The organism is Halarsenatibacter silvermanii, assembly GCF_900103135.1.
GTDB lineage: Bacteria > Bacillota > Halanaerobiia > Halanaerobiales > Halarsenatibacteraceae > Halarsenatibacter > Halarsenatibacter silvermanii.
In genome coordinates, this window is sequence record NZ_FNGO01000007.1 from 18,987 (window position 1) to 39,223 (window position 20,237).

Annotated in this window: 19 protein-coding genes and 1 pseudogene; 19 read left to right on the top strand and 1 reads right to left on the bottom strand. The window is 47.7% G+C overall.

Annotation, left to right across the window (positions count from 1 at the left end; genetic code table 11):
* Positions 1-136 precede the first annotated feature (136 nt).
* The 5 genes from BLT15_RS04995 (at position 137) to BLT15_RS05015 (ending at position 3,286) form a co-directional block, all read left to right on the top strand.
* On the top strand, positions 137-985 hold the full coding sequence (locus BLT15_RS04995) for an ABC transporter ATP-binding protein (protein WP_200769698.1): 849 nt from the start codon (positions 137-139) through the stop codon (positions 983-985).
* Positions 982-1,695, top strand: coding sequence for an ABC transporter permease (locus BLT15_RS05000; protein WP_089759292.1), 714 nt, complete (start codon positions 982-984; stop codon positions 1,693-1,695). Before BLT15_RS04995 ends, BLT15_RS05000 begins: the two co-directional genes overlap by 4 nt.
* Positions 1,696-1,737: 42 nt before the next feature.
* The gene (locus BLT15_RS05005; protein ID WP_089759294.1) at positions 1,738-2,223 is read left to right on the top strand and encodes a hypothetical protein; all 486 of its coding nucleotides are present in this window, start codon (positions 1,738-1,740) and stop codon (positions 2,221-2,223) included.
* A complete protein-coding gene (locus BLT15_RS05010) occupies positions 2,208-2,501 on the top strand; it encodes a hypothetical protein (RefSeq protein WP_089759296.1) in 294 nt (97 codons plus the stop codon). The genes BLT15_RS05005 and BLT15_RS05010 overlap by 16 nt, the downstream gene beginning before the upstream one ends.
* 164 nt (positions 2,502-2,665) lie before the next feature.
* Positions 2,666-3,286 (top strand): hypothetical protein, encoded by a 621-nt coding sequence (locus BLT15_RS05015; RefSeq protein ID WP_089759297.1) that lies wholly within the window; start codon positions 2,666-2,668, stop codon positions 3,284-3,286.
* Between the two features lie 224 nt (positions 3,287-3,510).
* On the opposite strand, the gene BLT15_RS05020 is transcribed toward BLT15_RS05015, so the two are convergent.
* Positions 3,511-5,076, bottom strand: coding sequence for an AbgT family transporter (locus BLT15_RS05020; protein ID WP_089759300.1), 1,566 nt, complete (start codon positions 5,074-5,076; stop codon positions 3,511-3,513).
* 418 nt (positions 5,077-5,494) lie between these two features.
* Here BLT15_RS05020 and BLT15_RS05025 point away from each other — a divergent pair.
* From BLT15_RS05025 to BLT15_RS05090, 14 genes and pseudogenes are all read left to right on the top strand, one after another.
* Positions 5,495-5,608, top strand: a pseudogene (locus tag BLT15_RS05025) (transposase); the annotation flags it as partial.
* Between the two features lie 181 nt (positions 5,609-5,789).
* Positions 5,790-6,140 carry a transposase gene (locus BLT15_RS05030; RefSeq protein ID WP_089759302.1) on the top strand — a complete coding sequence of 117 codons (351 nt, stop codon included), beginning with the start codon at positions 5,790-5,792 and terminating at the stop codon, positions 6,138-6,140.
* A 285-nt stretch (positions 6,141-6,425) separates the two neighbouring features.
* Entirely contained in the window at positions 6,426-7,664 is a 1,239-nt protein-coding gene (locus BLT15_RS05035; RefSeq protein WP_089759304.1) for a Zn-dependent hydrolase, read from the top strand.
* Positions 7,665-7,892: 228 nt separating this feature from the next.
* Complete coding sequence (locus tag BLT15_RS05040; RefSeq protein ID WP_089759305.1) at positions 7,893-8,435, top strand: hypothetical protein; 543 nt, start codon at positions 7,893-7,895, stop codon at positions 8,433-8,435.
* Positions 8,436-8,453: 18 nt separating this feature from the next.
* Positions 8,454-8,999, top strand: coding sequence for a hypothetical protein (locus tag BLT15_RS05045; protein ID WP_143423019.1), 546 nt, complete (start codon positions 8,454-8,456; stop codon positions 8,997-8,999).
* 60 nt (positions 9,000-9,059) lie between these two features.
* Positions 9,060-10,943: an S-layer homology domain-containing protein gene (locus BLT15_RS05050; protein WP_089759309.1), complete on the top strand. Its 1,884-nt coding sequence runs from the start codon at positions 9,060-9,062 to the stop codon at positions 10,941-10,943.
* 131 nt (positions 10,944-11,074) lie between these two features.
* Positions 11,075-11,395, top strand: coding sequence for a hypothetical protein (locus tag BLT15_RS05055; RefSeq protein ID WP_143423020.1), 321 nt, complete (start codon positions 11,075-11,077; stop codon positions 11,393-11,395).
* 46 nt (positions 11,396-11,441) lie between these two features.
* A complete protein-coding gene (locus tag BLT15_RS05060) occupies positions 11,442-12,389 on the top strand; it encodes an NAD-dependent epimerase/dehydratase family protein (RefSeq protein ID WP_089759313.1) in 948 nt (315 codons plus the stop codon).
* A 52-nt stretch (positions 12,390-12,441) separates the two neighbouring features.
* Positions 12,442-13,821, top strand: coding sequence for a UDP-glucose dehydrogenase family protein (locus tag BLT15_RS05065; protein WP_089759315.1), 1,380 nt, complete (start codon positions 12,442-12,444; stop codon positions 13,819-13,821).
* Between the two features lie 94 nt (positions 13,822-13,915).
* Entirely contained in the window at positions 13,916-15,103 is a 1,188-nt protein-coding gene (locus BLT15_RS05070; protein ID WP_089759317.1) for a hypothetical protein, read from the top strand.
* Positions 15,104-15,118: 15 nt separating this feature from the next.
* Positions 15,119-16,177, top strand: coding sequence for a hypothetical protein (locus tag BLT15_RS05075; protein WP_089759319.1), 1,059 nt, complete (start codon positions 15,119-15,121; stop codon positions 16,175-16,177).
* A 1-nt stretch (position 16,178) separates the two neighbouring features.
* A complete protein-coding gene (locus BLT15_RS05080; protein WP_089759321.1) occupies positions 16,179-18,251 on the top strand; it encodes an LPS-assembly protein LptD in 2,073 nt (690 codons plus the stop codon).
* Positions 18,252-18,430: 179 nt separating this feature from the next.
* A complete protein-coding gene (locus BLT15_RS05085; RefSeq protein ID WP_089759323.1) occupies positions 18,431-19,201 on the top strand; it encodes an acyl-ACP--UDP-N-acetylglucosamine O-acyltransferase in 771 nt (256 codons plus the stop codon).
* Positions 19,202-19,222: 21 nt separating this feature from the next.
* On the top strand, positions 19,223-20,233 hold the full coding sequence (locus tag BLT15_RS05090; protein ID WP_089759325.1) for a Gfo/Idh/MocA family protein: 1,011 nt from the start codon (positions 19,223-19,225) through the stop codon (positions 20,231-20,233).
* Positions 20,234-20,237: the final 4 nt, after the last annotated feature.

The following is a 20,237-nucleotide window of genomic DNA, read 5'->3' on the forward strand; positions in this document are numbered from 1 at the left end:
AGTCTGTCAACTTGTGATTTTGAGCTTACCACAGAAAGTTTTGAAAATCAATAAATGTTTTTTACTGATTTAAAATTTTAAGCGTAGTAAAATTTTTTTTGTTATGCTATAATACAACAAATCGGGAGGGATAATCTTGATCCGGGTAGAGAATCTGAAAAAAAATTATGGAAACAAAGAAGTGCTGAAAGGGCTTGATTTTTTTATAGAAACCGGTGAGATTTTTTCTCTGCTGGGACCCAATGGTGCGGGTAAGACGACCACTATAAAAATTTTAACCGGACAGTTAGACCCTGATGCCGGCAGTGTGCAGATCATGGAGAAAGATGTTTTCAGCCATCGGAAATTTTTGTGTCCTCGCCTGGGATTCATGCCGGAAGAAACCAACCTCTACGAACGGCTCAGCGTCAGGGAAAATTTGAAGTTTTTTTGCCGGCTATATGGGGTCGATTTTAATCGGATAGAAAAATATCTCAGTTTTGTGGGGATGGCTGCTGAGGCTGATACACCGGTAAAAAAGTTATCCCGGGGAATGAAGCAAAAGGTTTTGCTGATCAGATCTCTGCTGCATGAACCTGAAGTCCTGTTTTTGGATGAACCAGTCTCCGGTCTAGATCCGGCTTCGGCTGCCAGCATACATCGGCTGCTGGAGAGATTGAACAATAAGGGGTTGACAATACTTCTCACCTCTCACGATATGGAAGAAGTGGATCGACTAAGCGACAGGATAGCTTTTCTGGATGAGGGAGAAATAGCCGCACTTGATCATCCTACCTCACTTAAACTTAATCATTCTCCTGGCAAACTCGAGGTGCTGTTGAAAGTTGAGGGGAAAATTGAAAAGAGAACTTTAGAGATTAATTCTGAAAAAGCTGCCGATAAAATTGCCGGCTGGATGAAAGAAGGCAGGCTGGGGGCAGTACATTCAAGTGAACCTACACTGGCTGAAATTTTCGTCGACATCACCGGGAGTGAACTCAAATGAATTATCGCCTGAGGATAATCGCTGCCATACTGCTCAAAGAATTTCAGGATATAAAAAAGAATAAAAATCTGCTGGTTATGTATTTTTTGCCCGTGCTTTTAACGATCATTTTTACCTATTTTGTGCCTGATATGCCCTCAGGCTTCGCTCTCAATATTGGGCTTTTATTTCTGGTTGTGATGATGGGGATGTATGTGCCTTCTATGCTGATTGCCGAAGAAAAAGAGAAGAAAACACTTGAGGTGCTGCTGTTCTCACCGGCCGGTGCAGAAGAAGTTCTTATCGGCAAGGGTCTTCTCACATATATATCAATTCTGATCGTCACTCTGCTGCTGGTCCTGATTGTGGGGCTGGAAGGCAGAAGTCTTATAATTATCTTTTTGTCCACAGCACTTATTTCCATATTCTCTATTATGGTGGGGATGATGGTGGGACTTTTATCTCCCGATCAGAGATCTACAGGCACCATCGGTCTGCCTGTATATATGCTTTTACTGCTGGTGCCCCAGCTGGCTGCCCTGTCCGGAGCGGGAGTGATGAATTTTTTGGCGTCATTACTGCCGACCACCTATTATTTTAAGATTCAGGAAAAAGCTATCGCCCAGGCACTCCAGCCGGGAGATTTAGCGCTGGAGTTTGCGGTTCTGGTTATTAGCATATTCGTTTCTTTCATAGCTCTGGTATTTCTCTACAGAAAAAAAGGTATATGAGAGGGAGCGGATCAGTTTAAAGGAGGCTAAAGGAGGTAAAAAATGAAAAAAGTTATCACATTAAGCCTTAGTGCGGTGTTGATAATATTTATGACATTTGTCTATATTCCGGGAAATATAAGGGCGGAGACTGTGGATATGGAAGCTGACACAGAGATATTAGAGCAGGGGCTGGCCGGACTTAATCTGCGTGTAGGCTCGGGGCTGGCGGTCGGTTTTCTTCGCATGAACATAGGGGATCTTAATGATCTGCTGGAGGAGGATGGTTTTCCGGCTCTAGATCGCAATGTTTTTCTTTATGGCGCTGGAGCTGTAGCCGGCAGGGTAGAAGGGGACCGGTTGGGAGCGGTTTATCGCCGGGGTTCTGTTGATTCCAGCACTGATGGTAATCAAGCCGGGTTGAGCTTAAATTATGCTGGTTTGATATATGAAAGAGGCAGAGAGGTAGAGGATAGAGAGAACACAGATATAGCTCTGGGATTAATGGGAGGGATAGGCAGCATGGAGTTATATTGGAGTTATATTTAAATGCCGGTGAACCCGGTGAATTTCCCGAGATTTTGGAGGAAGTTTCCCTAAAGGAACATAATTCTGTCACCCTGAAAAAAGATTTTCTGGCTTTAAAACCCAATTTTAATCTGCATCACAGGCTGCGGGGATCGCTGGCAATGGATTTATCCGTTGGCTATCTTTTCACTCATGATCTGGGCCGGGGCTGGGAGATAGGGAACGAATCCGTAAAAAGTGATCCCATATCAAATCTCAGAGGGCCTGAGCTGGGTCTGCAGTTGACCTATACATTTTAAGATATTTTTTATTATTTTTCTATCCAAACCCGGAATTTGATGATATAATGAGATTACAAAGAAAATCGTCAAATTTTAGCGGCCCTGGCGCCCTGGCGAGCCTGGAACTGAGGGAAAAAAAGTTCGCGGATTTTGCTGTAACTAATTAAAAGAAGGTGAAGCAGATGAAGATTGATAAAATTCCGGGAGTAAATCCTGTTGAAACTGGCAGGGGGTCTGCTGGCAAAAATGAAGCCAATAAAGCTGAAAAAAACCGCAGCAATAACAGCGATAACAATGTCAGCAATAATGAAAATGATAAATATTTGCCGGGCATCCGCAATTCAAATAAGACCACCTATGATAGGCCGGCTGACAGGATAGATCAAAAAGCTCTGGATGAGATTAAAAAGGCAGCCGATTCGGCCCAAAACCGTCTTAGAGCACTTGTTAAAGAACTTTTGACCAGACAGGGTATGACTTTTGAAGAAGCTATGGCCTCTCCGGAAAAAGTAGAAGTTGATGAAGAGGCAGCAGCTGAAGCCAGAGAGATGATTTCAGAGGGCGGTATATATAGCTCGGAAGCAGTTAGCGACAGGATTGTCAACTTTGCCCGGGCAATTTCCGGCGATGATACGGAAAAGTATGATCTCTTAAGGGAGGCCATCGATAAAGGCTTTGATGAAGCCAGAAGGATTCTGGGCGGCAGTCTTCCTGAAGTTTCCGAAACAACCTATGATCTCGTCATGGAAAAGCTTGATCACTGGGCGTCGGAGTCAGAACAAACTAACGAGCAGAATGGATGACAGTTTAAAGAGTCCCGGGTATGTGCCGCAGCAAAAGGATTCTGGATATTTTCCTGGTTTTTGGATTGATAGTGGATTGAATAACTACAGGGCAGCGTCGGTCAGTTTCAGTCAGCCGGCGCTGCCCATAATTTTTTAGGGTTTTTGTTTTCAGCGGTATAACGGAGGCAAATCAGAGAGCAGCCTATCGGCAGAAAAATCCAGCTCATTCAGCACAATTGTCTTTAAAGATATATTGTTCCAGCCGGACCGAGGGGAAGCCCCAGACCAAACCAGATGATGAGCAGCACAGTCCAGGCCAGCATAAAACCCACTGAGTATGGTACCATCGTGGAGATTATAGTCCCCAGCTCTATATCTTCATCATACTTCTTGGCGAAGGCGATGATTATGGGGAAATAGGGCAAAAGAGGTGTGACGATGTTTGTGGTTGAATCACCAATTCTATAGGCCATCTGAGCAAATTCGGGGCTGTATCCCAGCTGCATCAAAAGCGGCACGAATACCGGGGCCATTATTGCCCATTTTGCAGAAGCGCTGCCCACGAATAGATTGATAAAACCCGATACTATGATGAATACCAGAATCAGGGGCAGGCCGGTAAAACCTATAGCTTCCAGAAAATCAGCTCCGGCGATGGCCAGAATTTCGCCCAGGTTCGACCAGCTGAAATACTCCACAAACTGAGCGGCGGCAAAAGCCAGAGCCACGTAAGCGCCCATATCCTCCATAGCCTGCTCCATAAAGCCAGCAACATCATCGCTGCTGGTTATAGTTCCAGCTTTGCGGCCGTAGGCTATGCCCGGAATGATGAAGAAAAGAGTTATTATCGGTACCATTCCGGCCATAAAAGGTGAGGCGGCATCTATAAGCTCACCCGCTTCTGTGCGCAGTATGCCCCATTCCGGCACTGTACCTAAAATCAGGAGACCTACACATACCAAAAACCAAAGACCTGCTGAACGCAGCCCTCTTTTTTCTTCGGGTTTTAGATCTTCCAGTTCTTCTTCACTGGCTCCCGGTCCACCATCCTCGGAGGCGCTATCTTCCGGTGAGTAGGTGCCAAACCGGGGATCTACCACCTTTTCCGTGACCAGAGTACCGACCAGAGTTATAACAAAAGTGGAAACGATCATGAAGTAATAATTCACCGAAGGATCGACGAAGTAATCGGGATCGATGATATGTGCCGCCTCTTCTGTTATTCCAGCAAGCATAGGATCCAGAGTGCCGAGCAGCAGGTTGGCGCTGAAGCCTCCCGAAACTCCGGCAAAGGCAGCTGCCAGACCAACTATTGGATGTCGTCCCATCGCCTTGAATATAACCGCCCCCAGCGGAACGAGCACTACGTAACCGGCATCAGAAGCGAGGTTTGACATAATACCGGCAAAAACAACCGCTGAAGTGATGTATTTTTCTGGAGTTCCCATGATGACCTTTTTGAGCAGAGCCGTAATGAGACCACCGTAATCGGCGACTCCGACTCCTATCATGGCTACCAGAACCACGCCCAGCGGGGCAAATCCTGTGAAATTGTCGACGGCTTCGGTGAGAATTCTCTGAAATCCTTCGACCGAAATCAAATTGAAAGCCTCGATAGTCTCGCCGGTGGTGGGATGTTCTACAGTTACTCCCGCAGCTGCTACCACCGCAGAAATTATTATGACAAAAAGAGCCATGATGAAAAACAGGATTAGGGGATGCGGCAGCCGATTTCCAGCTCTCTCGACGCGGTCAAGAAGAGCGTCGATAATCCCGCGATTCTGCTGATTGTTTTTTTCAGCTGACATCTTTTGCCTCCTATAGTTTGTTATTATATTAACTATTCTTCTAATTGAAATATACAGAAAACAGAAAAAAACACCGACTGTGCGCTAGATGCTGGTATAACAAAGATTTAGTCAGTTAAAAAACAAATAAAATAAAGTAATAAAGCAGACATGATCCTTCTACAGGCCATAATTTTATCAAACAAAATGGGATTTTTTCAAGTATTTGCCGAAAATAATCAAAATTTCAGCACATATTGTATATAAATTAACAAGCTAATAGCAGCAAACTTCGGCCAGTAAAACTTACCGAAGTTCATCCGAGAAAGCCCCGCTGATGTAATCGGCGGGGATGAATCGGCGTTGTTCCCTCTTTCTTGTACGTAAACCCTTTTATGTTATAATGATATAAATATTTGAAACAAAGGGGTTTATATTAATGAATACCTATAAAAGCACAAGACACGCAAAGTTTCTTTTAAATTATCATTTTGTATGGATACCAAAGTATAGAAAAACAATTTTAGATAATCCTGAAATTAAAAAGTTAATTCTAGAAGGGTGTTGAAAAACCCCCATGTTTTTAATACAAATTCCTCCATAAAATTCCCATAAACCTTGTTAATGCAGGCGATTATGTGGTATAATATAATTAAGTAAAGGATTGAATTCAATACATATATGGGGGCAAAAATTCATGATGGGCAAGAAGTCTTCCCAGAAATCTTTTTATAATGCTGATTACATTGTGGATCACCAATGTAATGGTAACTCCAGCCAATGAAAGAGACAGCAAAACGGGTGTTTCAGTAGTAACTGAGCAGGAAGATTTTGAAGAAACTTATCATAAACGTTATATCTTTGAAAGAAAGATAGCTGAATTATTCTTCAGGCACGGCATGAGACGTGCCCGGTTTTTTGGCAAACGCAAAATAGAGTTTCAGATGATCTGTAAAGCTTTAGCGGTAAACATAAAAAGGCTGCCTAAACTGCTGGGTGATGTACCAGGAGTATGTCTTGAGAAGGCAAAAGATGTACTTGGAACCGGAAACAATGAGAAAAAGGCCACTTCATCGACAGTATAGGTGCTGCTGGTGTTTTATTTTTTCCTCGCAAACATTTTTTCAAGAAATTATCGCATATTTTATTTTCAAAGAACGAGGTTTTTCAACAGTCTCCTAGAAATAGACTGGCGTTTAATCAGCAAACAACCTCGCAAGTTCCTTCCAGGAATCCTCGTTGATGAACGAAGTGAATCGGCGGGGAGGATGTCAAAAATCCAGAAATTATATGATGCAATGACGGCAGGTATTTGTCGCCTTTATTTAATTTAAGCTCCGATTATTATCATATCAGGAGGCTAAAATCCGATGAATGTCAAAAAGGAGAGAATCGCCCGGGATATCGAGGCACTGGCGGAATTTACAGCCACTCCGGGTCAGGGAGTGACCAGGTTTTCACTGACCGAGGAGGATAGAGAGGCCCGGGAATATATCAAGAAGAAAATGAGAGAAGCCGGCCTGGAAGTGAGAGAGGATCAGGCAGGTAACGTAATCGGCCGACGGGCGGGCAGCGGAGATCAAAAAGCAGAGCTGCCGGCTGTCATGCTGGGCTCTCATTTTGATTCTGTTCGTCAGGGGGGCCGTTTTGACGGTACCGCCGGGGTGGTAGCTGCTCTGGAAGTGGCCCGGGTATTGGAAGAACAGGAGATAACCACCGATCATCCGCTGGAATTTGTCGCCCTGATCGAGGAAGAGGGGAGCAGATTCGGCAGCGGATTATATGGGAGCAGAGCTATGACCGGCAGGGTAGCGAGAGAAGAGCTGGAGGAAAGTTACGATGAGCAGGGGATTTCTTTTGCTGAGGCTCTGGAAGATTTCGGTTTCCCGCCGGAAAAAGTTAAGGAAGCGCGTCGTTCGCCGGAGGAAATAGCTGTGTTTTTGGAGCTGCACAACGAGCTGGGCCCTCTGCTGGAAGCGGAGGATAAGGAAGTGGGAATAGTCGACAAAATTGTCGGCATCACTCATTTGAACGTAAGTGTTACGGGCAGCCCCGATCACGCCGGCACGACTCCCATGGATATGCGCCGGGATCCTCTGGCTGCTGTTGGCCACATTTTCGGCAGGATAGAGGAGCTGGCTCTGGAGACGGGTGAGGGCACGGTGGCTACCGTGGGTAATGTGGATGTTTCGCCCGGAGCTACCAATGTTATCCCCGGGCGGGTAGAATTTACCGTGGATATCCGCTCTAAAAACATGGAGGACGTCGAGAATATATCTTCAGAGCTGACGGAGATAATGGACGGCATCTGTCAGCAGAATTCGCTGGAATATGAAATTGAAGAGATGATCTCGGTCGAGCCGACCGGGATGTCCGGAGAGATAATCGATATTATGCAGGATAAGGCTGAAAATGCCGATATCAGCTGTCTCACCATGGACAGCGGCGCCGGTCATGATGCCATGATGATGGCTGATATCGCCAAAACCGGTATGATCTTTGTCCCCAGCCGGGACGGCCAGGGTCATTCGCCGGAGGAATGGACCGATATGGAGGATCTGGCCGCGGGAACCGAGCTTTTATTTCTCACCGTGACAGAGATTGCTTAAATTCTCATACATTCTTTAATAGGAGGACTAATTTTAAGCAGATATTGAAACGGCACGGTTTTACAGCCGCGAAGGCTCCAAAAAGCTTACAAATCTAAAAATTATATGATATAATAACGTCAGGTATTTTATGGGATACATAAATTCACCCTATAAATTGATTTAACATATCAGTTTTTAAATGAATTTTGGCCAGAAAATCAGATAAAAACAGGAGGTTTGGCAGAAATGCAGAGAAATTTTTTGTTAATTTTTATCGCTCTGGCGGTGACCGCGGCTCTTCTGGCCGGTCCTATGGCGGTTGGGGCTGAAGAGCCGATCGATGATGAGGAAACCACCGTCAACGCCTTTATCGCTCCCAGTTATTTTTCCTATGGCGATGGCGAGCTGGGATTTAGAACCGGTCTCAGATGGGAACTGGTGCCGGGAGTCGATGCCCTGGCTGAGACGGGTTATTATTCCTATTCAGATGGCAGCATTATTCCCCTGAGATTGAGCGCTTTATATGATGTTACCGAAAGCCTGGATGCCCCCGGCGGTTTTAATGTCAGTGCAGTCGCCGGCCTCGGCTTTTACAGGGTTTCGGTGGACAACCGCAGACTCGAAGATTTTGATGATGATTCGACCGAATTCGATCTTCATCTGGGCGGTTTGATCGATCAGGAAGTTGGCGAAGGAACCAATATTCGGGCTGATCTGCTGCTGGTCACCGGGTTGAGCGATCTTGATACCAGCGTGGAAACGAGTTTCGGCGTTTCCTTTGATTTTTAAACAGGAAACCGGGGAGGGATGGAATTACATAATATGAAAAAAGCTTTGCTGACAGGTTTTGCAGTTTTAATGCTGGTGATGACGCTGGCCTTTGTATCCGGCTCAGCTGAGGCGCAAATTCCCGAACCTTTTGACGCCCGGGTGTTTTTTGCCCCTTCTTATCTTTCTTTTGCTGACGGAGAGATGGGCTTTAAAACAGGGCTGGAAGGCAGGCTGCTGCCGGGAGTAAATGTAATCGGCGAGGCCGGCTATTATTCCTATTCCGATGGAAGCGTTGCGCCTTTGAGGGTGAGCGCTGCCTATGATCTCACCCCGCGTCTGATGCTCAGGGATTCCGAGGTCAGCCTGCTGGCCGGAGTCGGGCTTTACAGGATATCTGTCGATGACGATGAGTTCGATGATTTTGACGATGACACCACCGAGTTAGATCTTCATTTTGGCGGCAAATTGGAACAGGCTGTGGGAGACAGGACCAGCGTAAGAGTCGACGCCATGTGGATTACCGGGGTCAGCGATCTCGATTCGAGTCTGGAGATGAGCCTCGGTTTGGGTTATAACTTTTGATGCCCTTTAAGGGGAGAGTCAAAAACTTTTATAAATCAAAATAGGAGGTAATTCAGGAAGATGAGAAAGCTGGTAATAGTGTTGGCCCTAGCACTGGTTTTAACAGCCGCGCCGGTGCTGGAGGCGGAAATGGTCGATGTGGAAGAGGATCACTGGGCCTATGAAGCGATCGCACAGCTGGTCGACGCCGGTATAATTGAGGGTTATCCCGACGGTGAATATCGGGGAGAGGAGAATATGACCCGGTATGAGATGGCGGTCATTATCGACCGGGCTTTGAGCGATCTCACCTATGAGATGGAGGATATAGAAGCCGATATCGAGACGGCCGGTGAAGGCCTCACAGCTGAACAGATAGAGCAGATGGAGTTCATCATCGAGTCGGCTCTGGAGGAGGCTGCCCCGGAAGCGCCCGAGGAGCTTACCGAAGAGCAGGCCGAGGAGGTCACTGCAATAGTGGCCAATCTGGTGGATGAATTTGAAGATGAACTGGCCGAGCTGGAAGCCGATGTAGCCGGGCTCGATCAATCGATAGCCACTGAGACTGATTATCTGCAGGCCGGCATGGATGAGATAAACGCCAATCTGAAGGAAATCGAGGGCCGCATGGATGAGCTGGAGCAGGAGGAGGACGAATACGTGGGCAGACTGGTCATGGAGCTGGACACTATACATAATCGTCTCTCTCCGGAGACGGTCAGTGTGGGCACCGATTATCAGCTCACCTTTGAGCATGCCCACCGGCTTATGGACGGCTTCGATTTTTACGTCGAATGGTCTCCTGACGATACCACCGTTCACCCCGATGTCGAGGGAGATGTGCTCAGAATAAATGTCGGCGATGAGGTGCACGGTCTTTCCGGTATGCATTTTTCTGTCATGCGCGATGATATAACCTCTTACGGCGGTCATACCTTCGATTATCTGCGCCGGGGACATCTGGAGACCACCTTTGATGTCAGCGATGAGCTCGATCTCATGCTGGGCACGGATCTCGATTATGTCTTCGATAATTCCACCGACAGCCTGCTCGATGAATCGGGCAAGATGGGCCGTTTGAGCCTGGATGGCAGCGTGGAAGAGGCCGGGATAGATTACGGCATCGACGTCTCCCATTTCGAAGCGGGAGCGGCCATAACCGATCCTGATGATACCTATCCCGATGAAGACCCGGTGATCGAACTGGTTAATATGCCTGATCCTGCTGCCCCGGATGAATACGAGTTCGTCACCGCCGAGCTAAACTTCGAGGCGGCGGAGGTGGTGGAAAATCTCGATTTCCGCACCGCCTATTATTATCACGACGACGAAGGTGAGATGGAAGATATACCTGGCCCAGCAGATTCTTTTGAGGTTGAGGAGGATTATGATGGTTTTGAGCTGGGAGTCAGTTATCATCTGAGCGAGAGATATTCCGCCCATCTCGATTACGCCAGTGTGAGCGCCGGTATCTGGCCCTTCACCGACGGCACTCCCGATGATCATCCGGCCGGCGACGGTTTTCTGCGCGAAAACGTTTTTGCCGGCATCCAGGGCGCTGAGGCCGAGCTGGTCCGGGCTGCGCTCGATGTCGATGACGCTGTAGGTTTCGATCACACCTTCAAGGTCGAATACTGGGAGAGCGATCCCGAGATCTATTATGGCGGTTCCGTCGAGGAAGGAGAGCTGGGAGAACATATTTCCGGCTCCGATTACGACAGCAGCATCGATGATTATGTCTTCGAGTGGCAGAAATCCCGCGATCTGGCCGAAGATACGGTGCTGGAGCTCACCACCACCTACACCGATTTTGGCGAGGATGTGCTCGATGAGGACGGCTCGATAGATGCCGATGATTACAGGGAAATTGAAGTAGGTCCTAATGGGTCTGAAGAATACGAAGGCAGCGAGGACAGCCGGCTGGAATACGAGGTGTTTTTGGAGCACGAGCTGATGAGCTGGTAAATGCGGGAAAAATCCTCCCCGGTAAATTTTCATTCTGAAAGTCAGCCTATAATCAAACCCGCCTGCCGGTATTTCTGCCGGCCGGCGGGTTTTTGAATCGGGGCCGAAAAATTTTTTTGAAACCTCTCTTTGTGAAAAAAAGTCGGCCGTTTTTGAGGGAGGACAATACAAATCCGGCCGCGAAGTTAAGTATTGGAGGAGATGAAATTATGGATTTTGAGGAAAAGCTGGCCGAACTGGGGCTGGATGAGGAAATGGATGCGGGAGTTCTGCAGACCAGACGCAGAGGAGCGCTGGATGTCATCAAACTGCTTTTGGATCGGCGTTTTTCCGAGGAGGAAAATAAAAAGGCGGAGAAGCTGCTGGCAGATTGCAGCTATGCCGAACTTCTCTTTGTGGTCGATAGAATTTCCGAAATTAAAACTCTGGATGATCTCAAGCAGCTTTTATAAAAACGCAGAAGTTTTGGCACAAAAAGCAGGTACTGGAGGTAAAATTGTGAAAGCTTTGGTGACCGGTGCTGCTGGATTTATTGGATCGCATCTGGCTGAAAAGCTTGTGGCTGAAGGAATGGATGTTTTGGGCATAGATAATTTCAGCGATTATTATGACCGGCGGCTGAAGGATTACAATCTGCGCCGGCTGCGCGATGAAGATAATTTTTCACTGCTGGAGGCTGATCTCTTAGAGCAGGGGCTTCCGCAGATTCTGGCCGATAGAGATTTAGTTTTTCATCAGGCGGCTCAGGCGGGAGTGAGGGCCAGCTGGGGCGAAGACTTTCAAATTTACTCGGACAGCAACGTGCTGGCAACCCAGAGGCTTCTGGAGGCGGCCAATGAGGTCGGGATAGATAAGTTTGTCTACGCTTCTTCCTCTTCAGTTTACGGGGAAACCGAGGATCTGCCCATGCAGGAAGATGGCCGCACCAGACCTGTCTCGCCCTATGGCGTCACCAAACTGGCCGGCGAGAATCTCTGCCAGCTTTATCATCATAACTTCGGGCTGCCGGTCGTCTCGCTCCGCTATTTTACCGTGTACGGCGAGAGACAGCGGCCGGATATGGCCTTTCACATATTCATCAAAAGCATTTTGCAGTGCGAGCCGATAACTATTTTTGGCGACGGGCAGCAGTCCCGCAATTTTACCTATATCGAGGATGCTGTCACCGCCAATCTTCTGGCCGCCAGGACTAATGTCAGCGGAGAGGTATTCAATATCGGGGGGCCGGATGGAAATATAGAGCTCAATAGAGCTGTCGATATTATCGAAGAAAAGGCGGGTCAAAGCCCCGGGCGGGAGTATCAGGGTGAGGTGGATGGAGATGTGCGCCACACCGCGGCCGACTGCTCTAAGGCGGCAGAGATGCTCGGGTATGAACCGAAAACGGGCCTGGAAGCAGGGATTGAAGCTGAGGTCGAGTACATAAGAGAGGTCTATGATCTTTGATCAAATCTTAACCGCGATAAAACGGCAATAATTCTGGAGGGTTATAAGTTTTATGTATAAGAACAAGATAAGTATTGTGGGAACGGGTTATGTGGGGCTGGTCAGCGGTGTCTGCCTGGCTGATTTCGGCAACAGCATCATTAACGTCGACATAGATGAGGAAAAAGTGGCCAAATTGAATCAGGGCGAAGTTCCTATTTATGAACAGGGCCTCAAGGAGCTTCTGGAGAGAAATCTCAAGGACGAGAGGATTTCTTTTACCACCGACTCTCAGGAAGCGATGGAGGAGAGCGAGGTTATCTTTATAGCGGTCGGCACTCCCCCCAATGATGATGGAACTGCCGATATCAGCAGCGTGTTAAAAGTCGCCCGTCAGGTGGGTAAATATATGGATGGTTATCGGGTTGTGGTCAATAAGTCGACTGTGCCGATCGGCACCGGCCGTAAGGTAGCGGAGGTCATCGAGGAAGAACTGGAAAAACGGGGCGAAAACTATAATTTCGATGTGGTCAGCAATCCGGAGTTCCTGCGCGAGGGCAGGGCTGTAAATGATTTTACCGATCCGGACAGGGTGGTTATAGGCACCGAAAGCGAGGAAGCGCAGGAGATAATGACTGAAATTTATCGCCCGCTATTCCTGGACGATGTGCCCTTTGTTTTCACCAATCTGGAGACGGCGGAGACGATAAAATATGCTTCCAATGCTTTTCTGGCCAGCAAAATCTCTTTTATCAATGAGATGTCGCGCCTGTGCGAGCAGGTCAATGCCGATGTGAATGAAGTGGCTCAGGCCATGGGGCTGGACAGCAGGATTTCTCACAGGTTTCTCCGGGCCGGTCCCGGTTATGGCGGCAGCTGTTTTCCCAAGGATACCCGGGCGATAGTGAGCATGGCCGAGGAGGCCGGTATAGATCTCGAGCTGATAAAAACCGGCATCCAGGTTAACAGAGAGCAGAAGGAATATATGGCCGATAAGATCATCAATGAGCTGGGCAGCGGTGAAGAAGGCAGTCAGCTTGCGGGCATGACCATCGGAGTGCTCGGCCTGAGCTTCAAGCCGGAAACCGACGATATGAGAGAATCTCCGGCTCTGACCATACTTCCCCGTCTCATAAAAGAGGGAGCGGCCATTCAGGCTTTCGATCCCGAGGCGATGAAGAACGCGGCTGAATGTCTGGATGAATATGAAAGGGATATAGTTTATTGTGCCAACGAATATGATGTGATGAAGAACGTCGATGCGGTTGTTCTTCTAACTGAATGGAATCAATTCCGCCGGCTGGATTTTGAGCGCCTGAAAAGAGTGGTAAACCAGCCTGTATTCTTTGATCTGCGCAACGTATACAATGAAAAAGAGGTGGCTCCCCGCGGAATAAGATATATCGGAGTGGGGAGGGCTGCCAGGCCGGCAGAAAAATCTGAAAAAATATAGGTTTTGATCCTAAAGTTGCTGGATTTGTGTCTCTGATTTTGTTATAATATAAGTGCTGATATTGAAATAAAAGCTGCGGGAGGAAGATTCAAAGATGGCTAACATAAAATCCTATCTCCGACCCATAATGTTTATAAAAAAGAATATTATCGGCCTCTCACCGGTCGGAGTTACAGCGGGTGTTATAAGTATGTTTATTTTACTCGCTGTGCTGGCCGCTCCTCTCCAGGCCGAAAGCAATGATAATGGCCTGCGGGCCAATAACTGGTGGCAGAACCTGCATGTGGATCAGGGAGCCCAGGTTATCAGCCTCGAGCATGAGGAGCTAGAACTGCCTGAAAACGAGGAAAATTACCGCAGCTTTTCCGAACAGGGCCGGGAAAAATTGTACGACCTGGCCAGCCAGTTCGATGACGGCGATAGCCCTGAAGATACGGCCGATCATCTTATGGCAGATGGAGACAGTCGGAATCCGGATTATTCCGGGGCTGGATTGAGTGAACTCAAAACAGCCGAAGACGATAGTTTCACCTCCCGTCTGAGCTTGAATGCTATAGAAACTGAAGATGAATTTTACTCTGATGGCGGTGAGCTGACCGGTGTCGATGTCGAGTTATCGTTGAGTGACAGCACCGCCCTGAGTGCCGGTTTTAGCAGAGAACAGACCGATCAGCTTCATCGTCGGGAAAATTCCGCAGAGGAGCTCGATTATCTCGAATATGAAGATGATTTTTCCGGGCTGGAGTCGAATTCTTCGGCCGGAAATATGAATGAAGGTATAACACGGGAAGGTGATTATCTCTGGAGCGACGGAGAAGAAACTGAAACAGGCCGTCTGGGAGTTAATTACAGTCCGCTGGAAGAGCTATCTCTTTCAGCCGGTTTCACCTATGAGGATCTTTACCTTTCTCCTTCCCGGCAGACTGCAGAGCTGGGTTTTGAGTACAGTGATATCAACAATCACCTCGGAGAAAGAGTTGATAGACTGCGGGCCAACTATGAGGTTGATGAAGGAGATATGTTCCGCGAGAGAACCACAGGTCTCGAGCTGGATGTTATGGATTCGGCCATGCTCTCAGCCTCATATTCACTTCTCGACATAGAAGAGATCGAGGATAAACTACAACAGCAGACAACTCTCGATCTGGGTCTGGGTGTAGATTTTACCGAACTGGGCTCGATGTTTTTGGGTTATCAGCGCCATGAGAACTTACTTTTTCCTGAAGATGAAGAAGGGGAAGATGAATACAACATCAGAGCTAGCTTCACCATAGATTTTTAGAGGCGGTGATGCATTTTGTCAAATCTCAAAAATGACAGTTCAGCGCTGATTTTTGCGTTTATTATGGTTTTCAATATATTGATAGCGACAGCCGCAGTGACAGTACCCGCTGCGGCCCTTGAATTTTCTGAAGGAGAAAGAAACAGCCTGGGCGAAGTGGAGCAGAAACTCAGAGGTGAAATTTCCGGGCAGGAAACCGTCGAACGTCTGGAAAGGGCGGAACGTGAGCTTTATGGTCGGGTTAGAGAGGGGGAGCCGGAGCTCAGATTGAGATCGCTGGAAAGTTATGTGCTGGGTGGAGATGGATCGCCGGGAATGGAATTTTTGCTGGCTGCCCTTGAGAGAAATAAATTCGGTTCTCCCCGGACTGAGCCCCTGCTGGACAGGCTGGCAGCACTGGAAGCAGAATTTGGGTTGAGCGGCGAGCTGGCTCTGCCCGAAAGTATACAGGCGGATTATACGGGCCGCGAACTGGGCCGGGACGGCGCTTTACCCCGGCTGCAAAAACTGCTGGTTCAAAGTGAAGAAGAGGGGAATATAACAGCAAACGAAGCTGAAGAACTGATTGAAATTGCTCCAGGTGAGAGCTTTACGGTTAGAATTGAAACTGCTGTCAATTCCGGCGATATTGAAACCGGACGACGGGTTAACTTCTCTCTGGAAGAGGATTTCGTTGTCGATGATGTACTGATCTTGCCGGCTGGAGCAGTCGGAGAACTGCGGGTTACCGGGACAGATTCGCGCAGCTATTTCGGTCAGGATGGAGAGATTCATTTTGAAGATTATCAGCTTTACTCACTGGACGGACAGCGGCTCCGGTTTGATTTTCTCCCGCCTGAAGAACCTGATGGTACCACGGATAGGATCAGAGAGTTTTTCAGCTTCGATAACTCCCGTTTTCTGGCTCTGGGCGGAGGAGTGGCCGGAGCTGCAATTTTAGAACATCCGGGAGGCATGCTGTTTGCGGGGGCGGTGCCCGGTCGCGAGGAAGAGTTAGAGCAGGGCGAGATTGTAGAAATGGAGATAACCAGAAGGGCGGACGTTTACGGTCTTCCCCTCGAAGAGGAACAGTAATATGAGGGATAAGACAGTTTACAGCACCGCTGTATTCATCATTTTAAAACCGGCTTTATTTTTTTTGATCATTTTTTTATTTATCTTTTTATACCCCGGCGGCCTGCCCGGATTCAGCGGATCGATAATCGCCGAAACGGATCCGGAGGGTTCTCTGCAGGAATCTGTGGAGGGGGATTATTATGAGCTGACCGGGGACAGCATTCATGTCGATTATCAAAAGGGTTATGTGCGGGCTGAAGGGGAAGCAGTTTTCAGCCGCGGTGAAACTGAAGTCCACGCCCGCAAGATAGAATATTTTCTGGATGCCGGTGATATATACGCCCAGGGTGACCCCGTAACTTTATATACGGCCGATGAGGTCATCGAAGGCGAATCTCTTACATATAATTATTTCAGCGAGGAAGGGGAACTGGTATCGGCCCGATCTCATATCAACGATGTGCATGTGGAGGGTAAGGTTTTTAAAGTTGTTAGTGAAAAAGATCACGCGGCTGAGCTGGAAGATGCTGTCGTCACACCCTGTGCATATCCCGATCCGCATTATCGTTTTGAGCCGGAGGTGATGAAAATATATCCCGGCGAGAAGATCGAGGCCCAGAGGGTGGATGTCCTCTGGGGGGATACCCGGGTTTTTTATCTGCCCTCCTACACCATAGAGTACGATGAAGAAGGGGAGGAGTCGGATTCCATCATCCGCGAACTCACCTACGATAGAGAACAGGGAGTGATTGCCGAGATAAAATATCCCTATTATCGGGAAGAGCTGACCGAGGGAGTAATTTATTTTGACAATACGGAAAAAGATGCCCGGGAAATATCGCTGGAAAATGTTTTCACGCCGACCGGCGGTATCATGCTGGAGACCTATTATGATGAGCATATTGAGGACGAAGAAGAGGATGAATGGGAGGAAAGTTACGGCGGCAGGCTTAATCTGCAGCCTGCCGACTGGCTGATGCTGGAAACTTATTACGATAGATACGATGATTATGAGGATGAATGGGAGGAAGGCTATGGCGGTTACAGCGAACTTCAGGTCGGTGAACGGACTTCAACTCATCTCGGCTATGATTATGAGGATGATGAGGGAGATATAGAAGAGGACAGGTATCTTGGCTGGCAGCGGGATCTGCGGGATGATCTCTGGCTGCGCCAGCGCTATACGATTACGGAAGAATGGCATGAAGATGATGAGGATGATGTTTATAAAGAAAGGCCGCTTGTCACCACCTTAAATTATTCGCCTCCTGGCCGCAATCAGCGTTTTGATCTGCATTATGATTTTGAACTGGAGGAGTGGCGGCAGGAATATACCCATAACGAGTACCTCAGCGATGAATTTACCATCGATTTTTATCATGATTATAGAGATGGGGATCTTGATAGGGATGAGTATCAATTGACCCATGATACCGATAGGACCACCACTTCTCTGCGCTATAGAAGAGGATTTGACGAGGAATATCTACCCTATGTCGAGACCGAACTGGATCTGACATCTACTTCTTCGCTGCGGACGGGTTATGGGCGCAAGGTCGATGAGGATAAAGAGGCCCGTCAGCTCGAAGTAAAGCCGGCCTGGGGGGATAGTCTGCAGCTCGGGCGGGGATTTACCCTGGCGGCGGATATATCGTTTCGTCATATCAATTACACCGATCAGCCGGATTATGATTATTATCAGGAAACATTTTCGGATTTACGGCTTAATTATGAACGTGAGGGGGATACGATTCATAACGACATCACCCTGAACCGGGAGGAGACCAGTGTGAGAGGAGAGCCTTATTTTGATATAGATGATGATAAGGATGAAGATGATGAGGAATTGATTTATGGGCTGCGGACGGCCAGTTTTTATGAGACTGACGAAGAGCTGCGGGAAGGCATTCAGCTCGAAACCAGGCTTGAATATGATTACCATGAGGAGGACTGGAATTATAAGCTGGTGGGTCTGCGCCGTCAGCGAGATTGTTTTAGCTATCACGTGGGCTATGATTTTAGCGATAACTCCTATCGTTTCGGGTTTGATCTTTTTGGAGCGCCGCCTGAAGGAGTCCGAAAAGTATTTTGAGGAAATTAACCTTTGATATTTGCCGGGTAATCATGATATAATAGGCTCGATAGAATAAATTAAGATGGACAAAACCAGTATATTTCCCATCATGCAGAGGATTATATAACTTATTGAACCTATGAAATTAGCTGCCGCTTTTTGAGCAGGGCAGAAGGGAGAAAGAAGGATAGTTAATTATGGCACAAAAAGGTCATTCTGAAGATTCCGGCCACCGATCTTTAATCGATCCAGAAGCTGAAGTAGCTGAAGATGTCGAGCTGGGCGAAGGGGTAATTATCGGTCCGGAAGTGGTGATAAAAGAGGGAACATTTATATCATCAGGAGTTGAGATACGCGGCGATACCTATATCGGCTGCAATAATTACATAGACCGAGGGGTGCTGATGGGTTTTCAACCCCAGCATCTCGGCTATGACGATGAAAGGACAAGACTTATTATAGGGAACAATAACTATATCGGCACCAGAGCTACCCTGCATCGCGGGACAGAAGAAAGAGGCATGACCAAAATAGGTGATGGCAATCATCTGGGGACCTGTGTGCATATTGCTCATGATTGCCTGCTGGCCGATAATATAAGAATGGAGGAATTTACCCAGCTGGGCGGCCATGTAGAAATAGGAAGTCACAGTCAGATAGGTGCTCTAACCGGAATTCATCAATTTGTTCGTCTGGGCAGCGGTTCCCAGGTCGAGCCGCAGGCCAAGGTCAATCAGGATGTTCCTCCCTACCTCAAGGCCGGAGGGCATCCTGCCCGTTTGAAAGGGCCGGGAAACTGTCCTGACAGCGAGGTTAAACTTCAGATAGCCAGAGCTTTTGAATTGCTCTGCCGATCTGATCTCAACGTCAGTCAGGCAGCAAAAGAAATAGAAGCAAATCTTGACGGAGCCGAAATAACTGAATTTCTGACATTTCTTGATAGCAGTGATCGGGGAATCTGTCGTTAGAATACAGGAGGTTTTTTGCTAATGTCAAAAAGGAAAGTTGGAGTTATTGGCGTGGGCAGCATGGGGAAAAATCATGTAAGAGCTTATGCTGCTTTGAATCAGATGTGCGAGCTGATCGGGGTTTATGATATCAACGATGAGAGAAAAAATGAGATAGCCAACAGTTATGGTGTCAAAGCTTTTGATTCCAATCAGGAGTTGATGAAAGAGGTGGATGCTGTCAATATTGCCACCCCTACCACCACCCATTACGAAATCGCTGATCGGGCTCTCGAGGAAGGCTTACATATCCTTGTAGAAAAACCGATAACCGATTCGCTGGAAGAAGCGAAGAATTTGCTGCGCAAGGCAAACGAGAAGGATCTCAGAGTACAGGTCGGACATATAGAGAGATTCAATCCTGCCATCCAGGCCCTACCTGGAGTTCTGCAGGATAAAGAAGTTTTAGCTCTCGACGTTCACCGCCTGGGACCTTATGACCCCCGCATAGATGACACAGATGTTATTCAGGATCTTATGATCCACGATATGGATATAGTCAGCTCTTTAGTGCCGGGTGAGATCAAAGATCTTTCCGCTTTCGGCAGGAATGTTGCTTCCAACTCTCATATAGATTATGCCGTGGCCAATATACGGATAGATGGTGGAGTTATCGCTACCCTGACTGCCAGCCGGGCCACGAACAAAAAGGTGCGTCAGATGGCTATAACCACCAAAAACACCTATATAGAACTGGATTATCTGCAGCGCAAAATAAAGGTTACCCGCCGCGGAGGAATAAGATCGGATAAAAGCGGTTACCAGCGCGAAAATGAGCTGGAGGAGACCTACGGCAGCGAAGAGGAACCGCTGAAGTCTCAGCTGGCCCACTTCCTGCGCTCTATCGAGAACGGCACCCGTCCTCTCATCAACGGAAGCGACGGGATGGAAGCGCTCAAACTGACCAAGAAAATCCAGAATCTGGTCTATAATAAGAGCGAAAATTGTGAGAGGCTGAATGAAACCAAAGATTCTTATTCTCTCTCCGGATAAAAAT

Bases quoted from the DNA above. Each gene is read 5' to 3' on its own strand.
- BLT15_RS05090 (WP_089759325.1), top strand. From the start codon at position 19,223: ATGTCAAAAAGGAAAGTTGGAGTTATTGGCGTGGGCAGCATGGGGAAA.
- BLT15_RS05005 (WP_089759294.1), top strand. From the start codon at position 1,738: ATGAAAAAAGTTATCACATTAAGCCTTAGTGCGGTGTTGATAATATTT.
- BLT15_RS05065 (WP_089759315.1), top strand. From the start codon at position 12,442: ATGTATAAGAACAAGATAAGTATTGTGGGAACGGGTTATGTGGGGCTG.
- BLT15_RS05020 (WP_089759300.1), bottom strand. From the start codon at position 5,076: ATGTCAGCTGAAAAAAACAATCAGCAGAATCGCGGGATTATCGACGCT.
- BLT15_RS05040 (WP_089759305.1), top strand. From the start codon at position 7,893: ATGCAGAGAAATTTTTTGTTAATTTTTATCGCTCTGGCGGTGACCGCG.
- BLT15_RS05085 (WP_089759323.1), top strand. From the start codon at position 18,431: ATGGCACAAAAAGGTCATTCTGAAGATTCCGGCCACCGATCTTTAATC.
- BLT15_RS05035 (WP_089759304.1), top strand. From the start codon at position 6,426: ATGAATGTCAAAAAGGAGAGAATCGCCCGGGATATCGAGGCACTGGCG.
- BLT15_RS05030 (WP_089759302.1), top strand. From the start codon at position 5,790: ATGCTGATTACATTGTGGATCACCAATGTAATGGTAACTCCAGCCAAT.
- BLT15_RS05045 (WP_143423019.1), top strand. From the start codon at position 8,454: ATGGAATTACATAATATGAAAAAAGCTTTGCTGACAGGTTTTGCAGTT.
- BLT15_RS05070 (WP_089759317.1), top strand. From the start codon at position 13,916: ATGGCTAACATAAAATCCTATCTCCGACCCATAATGTTTATAAAAAAG.
- BLT15_RS05050 (WP_089759309.1), top strand. From the start codon at position 9,060: ATGAGAAAGCTGGTAATAGTGTTGGCCCTAGCACTGGTTTTAACAGCC.
- BLT15_RS05000 (WP_089759292.1), top strand. From the start codon at position 982: ATGAATTATCGCCTGAGGATAATCGCTGCCATACTGCTCAAAGAATTT.
- BLT15_RS05080 (WP_089759321.1), top strand. From the start codon at position 16,179: ATGAGGGATAAGACAGTTTACAGCACCGCTGTATTCATCATTTTAAAA.
- BLT15_RS05015 (WP_089759297.1), top strand. From the start codon at position 2,666: ATGAAGATTGATAAAATTCCGGGAGTAAATCCTGTTGAAACTGGCAGG.